The organism is Streptomyces sp. NPDC006512 (assembly GCF_040611935.1).
In the GTDB taxonomy this organism is placed as follows: domain Bacteria; phylum Actinomycetota; class Actinomycetes; order Streptomycetales; family Streptomycetaceae; genus Streptomyces.
Genome location: NZ_JBEXPG010000110.1, coordinates 1 through 12,359 on the forward strand (window position 1 = coordinate 1; position 12,359 = coordinate 12,359).

Consider the following 12,359-nt stretch of genomic DNA (forward strand, 5'->3'; position numbering starts at 1 on the left):
GCATCGCGACCAGGTACGACAAGACCGCCCAGTCCTACCAAGCAGCCGTCACCCTCGCGTCGCTCCTGATGTGGGCGTGACACTTTGACGACAACCCCTAGGGGCCCCCGGGGTGGCTAACCTGACGGCATGACAGAAACCGCGACCACCAACCGCTGCTACTGCGGCTGCCAAACCGCCATCGGCTACGGACGCACCCTCGCCGCCGGTCATGACAAGATCGCCGAAGCGGCCTACCTCGCCGTCCACCACAACGGCTCCGTCGCCGATCGCCGCCCCGGTCGGCGCGTATGCCACCCGCCTGGAAACCCGCGACACCCATCCGCTGGCCCCGCTGCGCGTACCCGGACTGACCGCCCGCCTGACCACCGCCGGCGGAGCCCCCGTCGCCGGGGAACCCCTGCGCCTCACCTCCGCCGGCGGCCTCGACCTGGGCACCGCCATCACCGGCAGCGACGGCTACGCCCACCACACCGCCGACGTGCTGCTCCCCCTCGACCCCGCTACCGGAGCCGTCGACACCAGCCGCCTGACCGGCATCTACACCGTCACGTACCCCCGGCAAGCCAGCCTACCGGCCCTCGACCGCCGAGGGCACCATCACCCTGGGCTTACCCCGCGAGGCCCGCGTACGGTCCAGGGGCCCGCATCCAATTGGTGCGGGCCCCGGGATGGTGCCAAAGCCGTTGGCGAGTGCCGAGTCCGCGTCCGCGACGAGGGCCAACGCCTCCGCACCGGTCGCGCCCGCGTCACGGATCCGCGTCTCCCCGGCCGCGGCCCGTTCCCGCTCGACCACCACGCCCGCCGCCGTGGCCCCCGGACGGCAGGCCCCGGCCGAGGCCGCGCCGTCCGCCTCACGCCCGCCGGAGCAGGCCGCACCCGGACCGACGCGACGACGTGCCGCGCCCGGTCGGGTCAGGGGGCGGGTTCGTAGACGACGGTCGTGGTGGGGCAGTCCTGGGCGAGGCCGAGGAGGGCCTGGCGCTCGCTCTCGTCGACGGCCAGGTCCCAGCGCAGCTTCGTTCCGACCCAGGTCGCGGCGTAGGTGCAGTGGTAGGAGCCGTCCGAGGGCAGCCATTCGGCCGGGTCCTTGTCGCTCTTGCTGCGGTTGGAGGCGGCCGAGACGGCGATCAGGGTGTCGGGGCTGTTCTGGTCGTTGGCGTAGGCCTCGCGCCGGGCCGCCGGCCACGGGGTCTGCTCGGAGTCGTAGACCTCGGCGAGGGGGACGAAGTCGAACGGCTCACCCGCCACACACGCCCGGCTGATGGTGGATACGTGGATGGTGGTGGAACAGCTGAACTTGATCGGGCGATTCGTGCAGAGGCCAATACAGGAGGGGATCGCCCTCCACAGCTCGGGCGGTTTCTGTGGCTCCGCTTCTCGACCTTCTGGGCTGGTGCAGCCGGCGCATATCGGTGCTGGTTGCGGGTAGCGGTGTCCGGGCCGCACATTGTGCGTCAACTGGGTTTCTGTCCAAGGGGGTTGTGACGTGAAGACATCGCTGCGTGGTCCGGTCAGAGATACGGCTTTCGTCGCTGCGGCATGCGCGCTGTTGATCGCCGGGGTTGCATCACCGGCTTCTTCGGTGGCGGTGGTAGCTTCCTCGGCAGCCGCGACACCCGCGGACGCCACGTTCGGCTACCGAGCCAATCCGAGCTATGACAGTTCTGTATCGGGGGCCACGGCCAAGCCGCCGTTCAAGAAGCTGTGGGCACGCGACCTCGGGTCGGTCGTCTCCGCACCCGTGGCGGTGGGGGGCCGGGTCTTCGCGGTCGTCAACGCCGACCAGGGCGGTGAAGGCGGCCCGCGGATGGAACTCGTGGGACTCGACGCTGCCACGGGCAAGGATCTGTGGCCGCAGAAGCTCCTGACTCGCGAGCCTGCTGCCACCGTGACCTTCGGCGGAGGTCTCCTCTATACGCAGACACTCAGCGGCCAGGTCCGAGCCTGGGATCCTGCCAGCGGGGCTCTGAAGTGGACCGTCGACCTCGGAAACGGCTACTGCCAGTACCCGCCCACCTGGTACGACAACGTCCTCTACACGCAGAACGGCCGCGGCAAAGCCGTGGCCCTGAGCGCAGGAACCGGCCAGCGGCTGTGGGAGACGCCCCTGGTGGAGAACGGTTGGGCTCCCGTCGTCGTCGACGAGGTGGGCGTCTGGATCGGGTTCGACAACCTCGCCTACCAGCTCCTGGAGAGGGACACCGGCAAAGAGCTGCGCCGATTCGATGTCCCTGACATGTCCGGAGGGGGCAGCAACCCCGTCGTGCTGGGGGCCGGGGCGCTGTGGCTTCGCAACAGCTTGAGTGACGACTCCAACGCCGTGGCCTACGACCGCCGGACGGGAGCTGTCCTGCGCCGTCTGCCCGCCGACGCCACACCAGCGTTCGGCACGAACCGCGTCTATGTCGCCAACCGCGGCGTCGTGCGAGCCCTCGACACCACCGCCGACTACGCCACGCGGTGGACCTACAAGAGCCCTCGGCAGGCAGCCACGGTCCGCCTGGTCGCCGGCGGCTTCGTATACGTGCAGGACGGCACCGGGGAGCTCGTGGTCCTCAACGAGAAGACCGGCACAAAGGCGTGGTCGTACCGTCTCGCCGCCGAACCGCACCCGATGGAGAACGTCGTCGCGGAGGCAGACTGGAGTGGCTGGACAGTCCCCGGCCTGGCGACGGCACAGGGCCGGCTCTTCGCTCCAGCCCAGGACGGCGTGCTGATCGCCTTCGGCAAAGCCTGAGTCCTGCACGCGGGTGATGGGCCCCTCGTTCCCGCGCGGGCCGTAGGAGCTACGGCCCGCGCGCGCCGGTGCTGCTACGGCCACTTCCGTGCCCACCCTCAGCCGTGCGGGCGGCTGAAGTGGCGCCGCCACCGACTGGACCGCCTACCTCGAAGCCCGTAGCACCAGCAGTGCAGCGGAAGACGGTACGACCGGGCCCTGAAGGCTTGGCCGTTGCCCCACTCCGTGTTTCTTCTCCAGTCGGGCGCCGTCTGCAAGCGACCCGGAATTGTCCGTCGCCTCCCTCACTGGAGCACAACGGTGACACCCTTCTCGCGCAGGACGTTTACGGTCTCCTCGAAGTAGGACAGGCCGCCGAGGTGGTGCAGGATGTGTCCGGCGAGGGCGTGGCGGGCGATGTCGGCGTGGTGCCAGACGAGGGTGAACGGGGGGACGACGGAGAACCCGCCGCACAGGCAGTCCTGCACCGAGTCCAGGTCTCTGCCGTAGTTGGCACCAGGGCCGAGCAGAGCTTCGCCGAGCGCCAGGAGCAGGCCGCTCCTGTCGGTGGCGTGTTGTCCGTCCAGGTGGTACGTCCCGCCGGAGAGGCCCTCCCGCCCGTACGGGCCGACGTGGGTGAGGTGCAACCACTCGGACCGGCCCTCGGCGTCGAATGGTGCCCACTGGTTGGGCCGTGTGGGAACACCGTCGGACCAGATGTCCCAGACTGCGCGGGCGGCCAGGGTGGGGCGGTCGTCACCGGGGTCGGTGATGGTGACGTCGATCAGGGCTCCGCCGAGGACGGATGGGCGTGCCTCGACGGTGTCCAGGCCGAGGTGGTACCCGGTCATCGTCCGGCCGTGGCGATCGAGGCGCCAGAGCGTGATCGGGTCGCCCTTCTGCGGAAGGGGACGACGCAGTAGGGCCAGGAGCGGTGCGGCGGGTTCGCAGCCGATCAGGTGCACGGGCTGGGTGGGTCGCTGCGGGCGCGGGGTGAACAGGCCGTCAATGGAACGGCAACTGCCCGATGGGCTGTCCCCCTGGATCGAGGGGAACCACAGGTCGAACCGCGGACTCGAAGGCAGCCGCTTGCCGCCCCAGCAGTCGTCCTCCCTGACTCCGGTGCCCACGACGATGTCCACGCGCCCGGGATCGCCCGGCGTGGGCCAGTGGGCCAGGACAGTCGTGTCCTCCAGGTCCCAGAAGCGGGCCGGCCCGTCGTTCGCGGGATCCACAGGCTCGATCGAGAGCATTCCGTCCCCCAGCAGCCGCACCGGTTCGGCGCTGTCCGCCACGGCCTGGACCAGCAGACTCTCACGCGGGCAGCCACGCAGCGTCAGAACCTCTCGCGGTCGCGGAGGCGGGTTCACGAACAGGCCCTCGACATCCGCGCACCGCCCCCACAGCAGGCCCTCCTCCTCACCTTCGGGGTCCTCCCGCACCAGGAGATACCGGACCGGGAAGTCCCGCTCCCACCCCACACGTTCCTCAGACCGCACGTTTCTCCCCTGCTGCCAGGCCGTCTTGGCGCGCCAACCCTATGGCTCACTGACGCCGAAGCCCTCCGAATATCGCGTGCTTGGAATGACGCTCCCCGCCAGGTGGCGCCAGTTCGTGGACCGCGCAGAGGCGGGAGGCGTACGCGAATGACCAGGGCCAGCTTTCCTCGCTGGTCGCGGTCACTGCCCGCTCGAACAGGGCGAAGGCCGACCGGGATCCGGCCCAATGGCTGCCGCCGTCGCCGGATGCGCTGTGCCGGTACGGCGCCGAGCGGACCGCGACGAAGCTGCGCTGGGGCCTGGCGGTGGATGAGCTGGAGCGGGACCGGCTGCTCGACATCGCGGCCGGCTGCGGCGGGACCGATGTGGAGTTCACCCCCGCTCCGTAGACAGATCGACGGGCTCAGGGCCGCCACCCACAGAGGGTGGCGGCCCTTCGTCGTCAGCCCGTACGAGGGATCTCCCTCAGTCGAGGATGCCGAGCGCGGTATCGGGCCGGCAGTGCAGGCGCGCGGGGATGCCCTCGGCGAGGGCCCGGCGCGCGCCGTCTGCCGTGGCGGGCTTGCACCGGGTGCGGGTGTCCCAGCACTGCCCGGTGTGGACGCGGACGGCCGGGCGGCCGGTGCCTCTCCCGTGCTCGATGAGCCACTCCGGCGGCGGCGGCGCAGGCCGCCGGTCGCCCTCGGCGGCGATGATCCGTTCCTCGGCGGCTATCCAGTCGCGGGTGCGCTGAAGGTCCCGGACCTGGACCCGCTCAAGAAAACGGAGCAGGCCCAGACGTGAAGCGGGCTGGGCGGCGCTGGGCACGGTCAGTTCCCGTACTGCGCCCGCCGCAGCTCCCTACAGGCAGGGCACAAGAGGTTCGCCGGGGCGCCTGGGAGCGTGACACCGGGCGCAGGGTCCGGTCTGGCTCGGGGACCAGGTGGCGACCTGGGGTCTGGCGTGGGCTGCGGGGGTGGTCATCGTCGGTTCCTGGCTGGTGCGGAGGGCATCACTCCATTAGATAGCATGTTCGATTTTTGGGGCGAGTGCTACGCGAGGATCGTCATCCGTCCGCCACGGCTGGCGAGGCGTCGGGGGTAGGGGCGTGTGAGGGTGCGGGTGGGAACCGGCAACGACGACGGCCCCACACAGGACCCGGCCGGCGCCCCGGTTCAGGCCGGCCGGGTCCTGTCACGAGCGGGACCCGCGTTCCGGTGCCGGCGCGCGGACGGTGGGGACCGCATCGGTGCGACAGTCGGGAAGGGCTGCTCGGATGGTGTTGCGGCCACCGGTGGAGCCGATGTTGGCGCAGGCCGCCGAGGCGATCCCGCCCGTACGCCCCCGCGCCGCCGCGGTGGCCTATGAGCAGAAGTTCGACGGTTCTCCAGACACTCGGAGATGCCTCATCTGGGCGGGCCATTAGAGTGGTGGCAGTCAAAAGAAGAGATCCTCCGATGGACTCCCGCATATCCCGCATACGCTCCAAGCTGGCTAAGGTCCCGTACCAGGCGCAGTGCAGCCACTCGTCCGGCGCCTGGCGTCACCAGTTCCGCGTTGGCCCACGCCTCAGTTCCGCGCAGGCGGACGCTTTCGAGTCCGAGCACCACATCGAATTGCCTTCCGCTTACCGGAAGTTCCTTGTCGAACTCGGGGGCAGCGGTGCCGCCCCCTTCTACGGTTTGCTTCCGCTGGAGGAGTGCAGGCTGTTCACCATGGATCGACAGCCGCCGGACGGCACCCCGCGGGGGTTCCATCACGTGAGCCACGCGGACGCGATGCAAGGGGACCTGTTCCTCGAAATCATCGAGATGGGCTGCTCCGACCTGTGCCTCATCGGTGTGACCGGGCCCCTCACCGGCCGCATGGTCACCGGCAATGCTGATGGCTTCTGGCCTCCGAACGTCTCCTCGGCCCAGGACTTCCTGAGCTGGTACGAACGGTGGCTCAACCACATGCGGGACGGCAAGGACAACAAGGCGTTGGGGCTCACCTCCCCGGCGACCGTCGCAAGCGCCTCCTGGGGGCCCCGGGCCAGAGCTCGGAATACTGTGTGGTCGCAGACCGCAGAAGAGTAAGGGGGCGGAACCCGGAACCGAGATCACCCCAGCGCCCCTGTCTCATGAGACAGGGCGAAGTCTGGAGAACGACGGGCACCGTCTTCACCCCGGACGGCCCGGGTGGGCGCGTAGTGCTCCAGACCCGTCGCGGCGCCCTGGTGCAGGACGCGTTCCCCGATCCGGTCGCGGCTGCCGAGCAACTCCCTCACGGCCTGGTCCTGGACGGCGAAGTCGTGGTGTGGGATTCGGAGGCCGGCGCGTTGTCGTTCGAGGGGTTGCAGCGGCGGGCCGCCGCCCGCGCCCGCACCGCCCCCAACCTCGCAGCCCGTCTGCCCGCCCATTACGTGGCCTTCGACCTCCTTCAACAGGACGGCGCCGAGCTGCTCACGTTGCCCCAGCGGGAGCGCCGTCGGACCTGGTCGGCGCCGATGTTCCGGCCCTCGGGGATGCCGACGTTCTCCGGCAGGTCGACGGTGCGGACACCGGCGGGGACCTGCGCGGGGACGCAGCCGTTACCGACCACGACGACGTCCAGTTCGATGCCCTGCTGGGCGAGGAGGGAGGCCATGGCCCGGGGGAAGTCGTCCGGGCGATCGTTCATCGTCAGGACGACCGCGCCGACCGTGGGACGGGTGGTGCCACCGCTCACAGAACTGCCTTCCGCTTTCGTATGGTCCTCAACCCTGGCTAGGTTAGAGAGGGTGACAACCGATCCCGTGGCTTTCGTGTCCGCTCTCGTCGCCGACGTCCTGAACGCGGATCCGGACGCGCGCGCCGCGCTGCTGGAGCCCGCGCTGAGGGCCAAGTACGCCGCTGCCTTCGCGATGGGACGCAGGGAGGCCCGCGCCCTCAGCGCGCCGGATCGCGAGCGCTACCTCTGCGCCTTCGTCCCGCACTGGACCGCCAAGGTGGCCGCAGCCTTCCTCGACATCGGACCGGTCGCCCTGACAACCGCCTCGGCGGACAAGCCCACGGCGCACCGCGTGAGCGCGACGGCGGCTCGGTCCCCCGGGGACCCTTCCCGTAGGCAGGCCGTGACCTACCGGCTCAAGTCGGACGCCGACGGCACGTACCTGCGACTCACCGACATGCACGTTGACGGAGTTTCGGTGCTCGGCACGGAGAAGGAGCTGATCCAGAGCATGCTGCGGAGCGACGGCTTCGAGGCGGTGCTGGCCTTCCTCGAATCCGGGAGCCGACACGAACGCGGAGCGCATGTCGCGAAGAGCGAGTAGCGGCAGCCGGCGGCCACTCCGGTGCGGCGTCGCGGGCCGAGAGGGTCGTGCTGAGGGTGAGCGACTGCCCCGTACCCGCCGACGATCAGGGGCGGCGACCATCGCGAGGACCGCGCCCGTCGGCGGGTGCTACCGGCCGGCGCGCGTGAGCAGTTCCCCCGCCATACGATCTGTCCCACCGTGGCCTTGGACGCGGCGCCGTCGTAGACAGCGCTGCACGCCTTCTTGATCCACCAAACTCACCGCTATGGCTTTCGCGTCGAATCCTGTATCTCTTCGAGGGCCCAGGATCATGCGGAGGCGGGGTCGCTGTATGGGGAATCCCCACGTGGGTGACCTGTGGTCTCCGTCGGATCGGCTACTGCGGCGAACAAGGATCGTCCGTCGGCCGTCTCCGCTCGCCCTCGGGGGTGAAGGTCAACGATCCGCGGAACGAGCCGCCGCGGAATCGGACCGCGAGGAGCAGCGGTTGCCCGTGCTCGGGCGGCCACGATTCGGCCCCTGGTTCGCTGCCGTTCCAAAGGTGGAAGACCACCATCGGCTGCTGCGGATCCGCAGTGAGGTAACCGAGCGTCTTCCCGTACAGATGATTGTTTCCTCCGAACAGCACAGAGGGAGGACCGAACTCCGCTGTCACGTCAGGCCAGGTGCGGTCAACCGCGGCCCAGCGCCGGACCCGGCCTGCGAGGGCCTGGTACTCCTCCCCGGTGAGAACCCGATCGGGCTTGAGCCAGCCGCGTCGCTGGGCGAACTCCGCGTACACCGAGGCGACCTCGCAGCAGTCAGCCTGTGCTGGGAACACGGCCTGGAAGGCCCCCGCGGGGCCGATGGAGGTCCACAGCCCCTGCTCTTCCCACTCCTGCTTCAGCTCGGCCCATGCCTCGGGCTGGCGTTCCATGAACAGCAGGTGGTCAATCAGAACCCGAAGAGCCACCTCGCCCCCGAACATCCCGGGCCGGCGAAGGGCCAGGTTGAGCTGGTCAACGAGATGAGCGTGGACCTCTTCAGCAGCGGCGAGCGGAGTCAGAAGCGTCACGCACACAGTCTTCCGCACGATGATCACCACCGACCAGCCTTAGCTCCGCAGCCTCACCCCGTACCGCGCGCGCAGACGGGCGATCTCCCACCACGCCACCGCCGAGACCGAGGCCGGTCCGCCGAGCAGGGCGCAGATCTGGATGAACGGCGGGCCGGGCGGCATTCCGGTCACGGCCAGGTTGATGGCCGCCAGCTCCCACACCAGTACGCCCGTCAGCAGGGCCGGAAGCGCGGCGTGCACATCGGAGGTGCCGAACGCGTGGCGGACCACCGTCAGGGAGGCGAAGCCGACGAAGAGCAGCATCCACAACGGCGCCACGAGCAGGGCGAGCGTGAGCAGCGGGGAGGGCAGCACTTCGCCGAGCAGGGTCACGCCCACGAAGAGCAGCGGCGCGGCCGTGAACGCGCCGAAGTACCAGAGGGCCGAGCGCACGGCAGGCCGCAGGCGGCTCCGCATGCCCGGCCTCGCGGCCTCGGGTGCGAGCCTGAACAGGAGCAGGATCACCACGGGCGCGGTGAGGAGCAGCAGCCACGGCGTGATGGCGAGCCGCAGCATGTACTGCCCCTGGAGCTCGGCGAAGTCCGCCTCGGTTCCGTAGACGACGAGGATCAGCAAGGACGCGACCAGGGCCGCCACGGCCCTGGTCTTCTGCACGCGCAGCACCTGAGGGTCGGGGATGCGGCGGTAGGCGTGCGGCGGGAACTTGGCGTGTGCCTGGATGCGGGCCGAGCGGGCCAGCGGATAGAGGAGGAGGAACAGCAGGACGGGCGAGAAGCAGAACAGGACCGCGACCCACGCGCACCCGGGGACGCGCGCGCGTCGCAGCAGCTCCCGCAGCGTCGGCCAGTCCCCGTCGCGGAACTGCTGCCCCAGCGGACGGGGCTGGGGCGGCCCGTAGGGGTAGGCAGGCGGTGTCCCCGGGTACTGGTACTGGCCGGGCACCGTGTACGGGTTCGAGGCCGGGTACGAGTAGTACGGGTAGGGGCCCGCCTGCGGCGGCATGCCCGGCGGTGGCGGTGGCGGTGCCTGGCCGTCGTGCGGGTACCACGTCTGGCCGTACTGATCCTGGCCGCCGAAACTCACGCCGATTCCTTCCTCACCTGCGGGACGTGTGCGCCGCGGAGCGGGCCGGCACGGCCGACTGCGGGCGGGAGGCCTCACACGGGGTTGCGTGCGAAAGCCCTGTACTCGCCCCGGAATCGCCCTGACCGTGCCCCGTCCCCCCGGAAGGATCACCTTATGCGAACCGTGTACGCCCTTCTCGCCCGTTTCGAGATGCGGGCGGGCGGGGAACGGTGACGGCCGTGTCGGCCTGGCCCTGCCCTGGAGTGCAGACGTCGTGGCAGGCCACGGCAACCGCATCAGAATGTTCAAGCGGCAGATGTGCGGACGTGCTGGCTTCCTTGTGCCACCGTCTGACGGCGTACCCGACGCTGAAGGTCCTGCAGTGCGGCGACCGACCGGTACTGGTGAGGGCGGGCCCGGGTACAAGTACAAGGACGAGCTGCCGGTGGACCTGCCGCCGGCACCGACCGATCCGACCGGCGCGCGCCGCCTCTATGGGCGCGGCCTGCTGGCGATGGCCAACGCCGGTCCGGCCACGAACGGTTCACAGTTCTTCGTCGTTTACGGCGATTCCGCGCTGCGACCGAACTACACGGTTGTGGACGTTCGAGTAATTCCCCAGGGGTAAGTTCACGTAATTCCCCAGGTGCCCACCTGGCTGGGGCTCTGGTGACTCGTCTCATCAGAGCTCGACGCGGCGCTCGGCAGCCGATGGGGCATCGACGGAGCCGTAGCGCAAGACGACGTGTGCCAGCCGGAACGGCAGGTCGTTCAGGATGGGTGCCATGACAGCGAAGAGTGCATCGGCGTCCGGTCCGTAGGCGTAGAGGACCACCTCGCCTCCTCCGTACTCGTTGCCGCCGAACTCGCCAACGTCGGCTTGCTCGATCGCCTCGGTCAGGAGGGACTGGGCCTGGTGGACGACATCCCGTTGGCTAGGCTCGCCGAGGCCGTCATCGGCCAGTCGACAGAGAGCGATGACGGCGTGCTCAACGTCGGATTCTGCTTCGTCGGTGTCGGCCATGCGGGAAGCGATCTCATTCCAGAGCTACCTCGGGATCAGCTGTGGCGATGCGCTGAGTGGTCGTGGCCTGCCGCGTCGTCTCGGTTGGGTGTTCCTCCTACTATGGGCACCTCGACAGGGGAGCAGAGTGGATCTCAGAGCACCGGTACCGTCTCGAAGGCTTGGGCCGTACGCGTTGACCGATGACGGGATCGCGGCACTGCTGGCACGCTACGAGTTCGGTGATTCCTGTGTCCGCCGGGTGATCCTTGACCAGGAGTTCGGATGGAAACCGCGGGGGCGGGCCGTCACACTTGTGATCGACGTTCGGGTGGTGGACGAGGGCCTGCGGTGGGAGCCGGTGTGCCTGGACCTGGTCGACGTGAAGCGATTTCGGATCGACGAGAGCCAGGGCTCTCCTGGGGGGGTGCTCTACGATCCCCCGCAGTTCACCCGGTTCGACGGGCTGATGCAGGTCGACCTGTGTGCTGAGCGTTTCGGCAGCCTTCGACCGGGGAGTGGGCAGGAGGTCTTCGAGGGCTCGGAGTTGGTCTTCGAGGCGGTCGAGGGCACGTGGAGTGTCATGGAGCCATGGAGCGTGTGACACCGCGCCCGCGACCAAGCGCTACTAGATGATCGTGGGCGTGGCAGGCTTGTCGGTCGGGTTCTTGGGGCGCTTGTTCGGGCGGTAGCTGGGGCCGTTCATGATCACCTGGTGGCTGGTGTTGATCAGCCGGTCCAGCAGCGACTCGGCGACGACCGGGTTCGGGAAGAGGGGATACCAGTCGCTGGGTGCCCGGTTGCTGGTGATGATCAGGGACCTGCCCTGCCGTTCGCTGACCAGTTCGTAGAGGTCATCGGCCTGGGATGCTCCGAGCTGGCGCATGGCGAAGTCGTCGAGGATGAGCACGTCGGGCCGTACAAGTTCACGAATGCGCTTGTCCCAGGTGCGGTCCGCGTGGCCGTCGGCGAGGTCCGCGAGGATGCGGCTGGTTTTGGCGAAGCGGACGTGGGCGCCCTGGCGGACGGCGAGGTGGCCAAGGGCCTGGGCGGCATGTGTTTTTCCGACCCCCACAGGAGTGGGCAAGACACACATCGCCGTCGCTCTCGCGGTCGCGGCATGCAGGGCCGGATACTCGATCTACTTCACCAGCCTCGACGACATGGTCCGCAACCTCAAGATCGCCGAGGCTGCCGGGCGCCTGACCAGCAAGCTCGGCAGCTACCTCCGACCTGCTGTCCTCGTCGTCGACGAAGTGGGCTACCAACCCCTCGAGCGTGCCGAGGCCAACCTGGTCTTCCAGGTGATCTCAAAGCGCTACGAAAAGGGCTCGATCATCCTGACCTCGAACAAGACCTTCAGTGAATGGGGACAGGTGTTCGGCGACGAAGTCCTCGCCACCGCCATCCTCGACCGACTCCTCCACCACTGCGACGTGATCTCCATCAACGGACCCAGCTACCGACTCAAGAACCGGATCGCAGCCATCGAACGCGACCGGGACGACGCAGCCTGACCAGGCTCCCGGGAGTCTTCACAGGTCAGTCCAGACATGCCCCTCGGAGTAGTCGTGCCAGCCCCGGAAGAACCAGTTGGCAAGATCCCCGATTCGCTCGATGCAGTCCTCGAAGTAGGCATCGGGCGCCGGCTTTGGAAAGTTCGGATGTGACGTCCACGACGGAACCCAGGTCGCGACCTCATAGAACCCCTCAGCGACCCATCGATCGAGTTTCTCGTCAGACTGGGACCGCTCGCATGC

At 69.0% G+C, this 12,359-nt stretch carries 12 protein-coding genes and 6 pseudogenes; 8 read left to right on the top strand and 10 right to left on the bottom strand.

Annotated elements, in window-relative coordinates:
* Positions 1 to 571: 571 nt before the first annotated feature.
* Complete coding sequence (locus ABZZ17_RS39090) at positions 572 to 799, bottom strand: hypothetical protein (RefSeq protein WP_356884005.1); 228 nt, start codon at positions 797 to 799, stop codon at positions 572 to 574.
* Positions 800 to 915: 116 nt separating this feature from the next.
* On the bottom strand, positions 916 to 1,251 hold the full coding sequence (locus ABZZ17_RS39095; RefSeq protein WP_356884007.1) for a DUF1524 domain-containing protein: 336 nt from the start codon (positions 1,249 to 1,251) through the stop codon (positions 916 to 918).
* Between the two features lie 238 nt (positions 1,252 to 1,489).
* On the opposite strand from ABZZ17_RS39095, the gene ABZZ17_RS39100 reads away from it, so the two are divergent.
* Entirely contained in the window at positions 1,490 to 2,740 is a 1,251-nt protein-coding gene (locus ABZZ17_RS39100) for a PQQ-binding-like beta-propeller repeat protein (RefSeq protein ID WP_356884009.1), read from the top strand.
* 284 nt (positions 2,741 to 3,024) lie between these two features.
* Here the strand turns inward: ABZZ17_RS39100 and ABZZ17_RS39105 are convergent, their stop codons facing one another.
* Positions 3,025 to 4,218, bottom strand: coding sequence for a barstar family protein (locus ABZZ17_RS39105; RefSeq protein ID WP_356884011.1), 1,194 nt, complete (start codon positions 4,216 to 4,218; stop codon positions 3,025 to 3,027).
* A 104-nt stretch (positions 4,219 to 4,322) separates the two neighbouring features.
* On the opposite strand from ABZZ17_RS39105, the pseudogene ABZZ17_RS39110 reads away from it, so the two are divergent.
* A pseudogene (locus ABZZ17_RS39110) lies at positions 4,323 to 4,607 on the top strand (HNH endonuclease); the annotation flags it as partial.
* A gap of 76 nt (positions 4,608 to 4,683) precedes the next feature.
* Here ABZZ17_RS39110 and ABZZ17_RS39115 read toward each other — a convergent pair.
* Entirely contained in the window at positions 4,684 to 5,025 is a 342-nt protein-coding gene (locus ABZZ17_RS39115; RefSeq protein ID WP_356884013.1) for a DUF6233 domain-containing protein, read from the bottom strand.
* Positions 5,026 to 5,912: 887 nt separating this feature from the next.
* Here ABZZ17_RS39115 and ABZZ17_RS39120 point away from each other — a divergent pair.
* Positions 5,913 to 6,275 (top strand): hypothetical protein, encoded by a 363-nt coding sequence (locus ABZZ17_RS39120; protein WP_356884015.1) that lies wholly within the window; start codon positions 5,913 to 5,915, stop codon positions 6,273 to 6,275.
* 44 nt (positions 6,276 to 6,319) lie between these two features.
* Positions 6,320 to 6,613: pseudogene (locus ABZZ17_RS39125) on the top strand (hypothetical protein); the annotation flags it as partial.
* 53 nt (positions 6,614 to 6,666) lie between these two features.
* Here the strand turns inward: ABZZ17_RS39125 and ABZZ17_RS39130 are convergent.
* Positions 6,667 to 6,906 (bottom strand): annotated as a pseudogene (locus tag ABZZ17_RS39130) (glycosyltransferase family 2 protein); the annotation flags it as partial.
* A gap of 52 nt (positions 6,907 to 6,958) precedes the next feature.
* Here ABZZ17_RS39130 and ABZZ17_RS39135 point away from each other — a divergent pair.
* Positions 6,959 to 7,492, top strand: coding sequence for an ABC transporter substrate-binding protein (locus ABZZ17_RS39135; RefSeq protein ID WP_356884027.1), 534 nt, complete (start codon positions 6,959 to 6,961; stop codon positions 7,490 to 7,492).
* A gap of 358 nt (positions 7,493 to 7,850) precedes the next feature.
* On the opposite strand, the gene ABZZ17_RS39140 is transcribed toward ABZZ17_RS39135, so the two are convergent.
* Positions 7,851 to 8,558 (bottom strand): hypothetical protein, encoded by a 708-nt coding sequence (locus ABZZ17_RS39140; RefSeq protein ID WP_356884017.1) that lies wholly within the window; start codon positions 8,556 to 8,558, stop codon positions 7,851 to 7,853.
* A 9-nt stretch (positions 8,559 to 8,567) separates the two neighbouring features.
* Positions 8,568 to 9,614 (bottom strand): hypothetical protein, encoded by a 1,047-nt coding sequence (locus ABZZ17_RS39145; RefSeq protein ID WP_356884019.1) that lies wholly within the window; start codon positions 9,612 to 9,614, stop codon positions 8,568 to 8,570.
* A gap of 317 nt (positions 9,615 to 9,931) precedes the next feature.
* On the opposite strand from ABZZ17_RS39145, the pseudogene ABZZ17_RS39150 reads away from it, so the two are divergent.
* Positions 9,932 to 10,194 (top strand): annotated as a pseudogene (locus ABZZ17_RS39150) (peptidylprolyl isomerase); the annotation flags it as partial.
* 84 nt (positions 10,195 to 10,278) lie between these two features.
* Here the strand turns inward: ABZZ17_RS39150 and ABZZ17_RS39155 are convergent.
* Entirely contained in the window at positions 10,279 to 10,620 is a 342-nt protein-coding gene (locus ABZZ17_RS39155; RefSeq protein WP_356884021.1) for a hypothetical protein, read from the bottom strand.
* Positions 10,621 to 10,795: 175 nt separating this feature from the next.
* Between ABZZ17_RS39155 and ABZZ17_RS39160 the strand changes: the two genes are divergently transcribed.
* Complete coding sequence (locus ABZZ17_RS39160; RefSeq protein ID WP_356884023.1) at positions 10,796 to 11,203, top strand: hypothetical protein; 408 nt, start codon at positions 10,796 to 10,798, stop codon at positions 11,201 to 11,203.
* 24 nt (positions 11,204 to 11,227) lie between these two features.
* On the opposite strand, the gene ABZZ17_RS39165 is transcribed toward ABZZ17_RS39160, so the two are convergent.
* A complete protein-coding gene (locus ABZZ17_RS39165; RefSeq protein ID WP_356884025.1) occupies positions 11,228 to 11,695 on the bottom strand; it encodes an ATP-binding protein in 468 nt (155 codons plus the stop codon).
* Between ABZZ17_RS39165 and ABZZ17_RS39170 the strand changes: the two are divergent.
* A pseudogene (locus ABZZ17_RS39170) lies at positions 11,676 to 12,116 on the top strand (ATP-binding protein); the annotation flags it as partial. The gene ABZZ17_RS39165 and the pseudogene ABZZ17_RS39170 sit on opposite strands and share 20 nt — an antisense overlap.
* A gap of 18 nt (positions 12,117 to 12,134) precedes the next feature.
* Here ABZZ17_RS39170 and ABZZ17_RS39175 read toward each other — a convergent pair.
* Positions 12,135 to 12,359, bottom strand: a pseudogene (locus tag ABZZ17_RS39175) (hypothetical protein); the annotation flags it as partial.

What these genes read in the sequence shown, in the direction of transcription:
- ABZZ17_RS39155 (WP_356884021.1), bottom strand. Translation starts at nt 10,620, where the DNA reads ATGGCCGACACCGACGAAGCAGAATCCGACGTTGAGCACGCCGTCATC.
- ABZZ17_RS39120 (WP_356884015.1), top strand. Translation starts at nt 5,913, where the DNA reads ATGGATCGACAGCCGCCGGACGGCACCCCGCGGGGGTTCCATCACGTG.
- ABZZ17_RS39165 (WP_356884025.1), bottom strand. Translation starts at nt 11,695, where the DNA reads ATGTGTGTCTTGCCCACTCCTGTGGGGGTCGGAAAAACACATGCCGCC.